A 1,464-nucleotide genomic window follows, 5' to 3' on the forward strand; every position below is an offset into this window, starting at 1 on the left:
AGTTGACTACCCATGGCCGCCTGGCTGGCAAAGACGTGCTCCACGCGGGCGCGTATTTTGGAGCGGCGCCGGTTGGCGACCTGTTGCCGTTCGTTGAGCGGTCGATTGGCCTGCCCCTTGGTGTGAATGTGGCTGCGATAGCCCAGAGCGGCCAACGCCTCTTCCCGATCTTTCGATCGGTAGGCGGCATCCCCCCAGAGATCGGCGCTGGTGTTGGTGTCGTCCAGCAAAAAATCCAGCACCTGGCTATCGTGGACGCTGGCATCGGTCACCTCGAAATGCCGGACCAGCTTGTGTTTGCGGTCAATGCTGACGTGGTTCTTGTAGCCGTAAAAGGTCTTGTTGTGCTTCTTGGTCCAGCGGGCGTCACGGTCTTTCTGCCGCAACTGGTGCGGCTTGTCCTCCCAGCCCTCGGGCATCTTCCCCTCCTTGATCGCCTCGTTCTCCTGGCGGCTGTTACGCTGGCGGGGTGCCTGCACCATGCTCGCGTCCACGATTTGCCCTTGCCGGGCAACAAAGCCTGCAGCCTCGATCTCGCGCATCAAGGCACAAAACAGCTCATCCACCAGATCCAACTCCTTGAGCCGTTCCCGAAACAGCCAGACCGTCTTGGCATCCGGCACTCGGCCCTCCGGTTTGAGGCCCAGGAAACGGCAAAACGAGTAGCGATCACGGATCTGGTACTCCACCTGATCATCCGACAGGTTGTACAGGTGCTGAATCACCAGCACCTTGAACATCAGCACCACGTCATATGGTTTGCGCCCGGCCTTGCTCTTGCGAGCCTTGTCATACACTTTGGCCAGCGTCGGCCGAAAAGCCTCCCAGTCCACCACGCGATTGAGCTTGGGCAGCGGGTCGCCCAGCTTCTCCAGCAGGGCATAACGGTCTTCCAGGTCAAAGAATCCGGATTGCATGACGGGTGTCCATCAGATCGGGAGGCTTGTCGCTATGATGCCCCGGCTGGGGCAATTTTTCGAGATCCCCACAAGTATCGGGTGACGCTGGGGGAGATTGAGGCCGAGCGGGATGCGGCTGCGAAGGAGTTGCGGGGGTATTTGGAGGGGTTGGGGTATGTCTGAGCTATCTCTATATCAGCCACTTGGCAACCATCTAACGGTGGCAAGAAATGGCACAACGCAAAGCCAAGTGCAATTTTCCACCGAGTGCCCGGTTACTCGGATAGAAACTATAGCTGACGGAACAATCAATTTCGGCAAGGTTGGGTACTTGGCGGCGCCAGCAGACGGCTACGAGCTACAGCCTGGCGACATCCTGTATAGCCATATCAACAGCATAAAGCATGTCGGAAAAGTAGCTCAATACTTTGGCGAAGAGAAGACCCTTTATCATGGCATGAACTTGCTCCTTCTTCGCTTAAATGACGAAGTGGATAAGCGATATTTCTTTCACTACTTGAATAGCTATAATGCGCGGCATTATGCACAAAAAGAGTGCCAGAAA

General features: G+C 56.4%; 2 protein-coding genes. One reads left to right on the forward strand and one right to left on the reverse strand.

Annotated elements, in window-relative coordinates; all coding sequences use genetic code 11:
- On the reverse strand, nt 1-917 hold a 917-nt coding region (locus tag LPW29_RS15095; RefSeq protein ID WP_238628696.1), incomplete at its 3' end, for an IS5 family transposase.
- 157 nt (nt 918-1,074) lie between these two features.
- On the opposite strand from LPW29_RS15095, the gene LPW29_RS15100 reads away from it, so the two are divergent.
- Nucleotides 1,075-1,464, forward strand: a 390-nt coding sequence (locus LPW29_RS15100; RefSeq protein ID WP_238628697.1) for a hypothetical protein, incomplete at its 3' end; no start/stop codon positions are given.

The organism is Ectothiorhodospira sp. 9100 (genome assembly GCF_022227565.1).
GTDB classification, from domain to species: Bacteria; Pseudomonadota; Gammaproteobacteria; order Ectothiorhodospirales; family Ectothiorhodospiraceae; genus Ectothiorhodospira; species Ectothiorhodospira marina.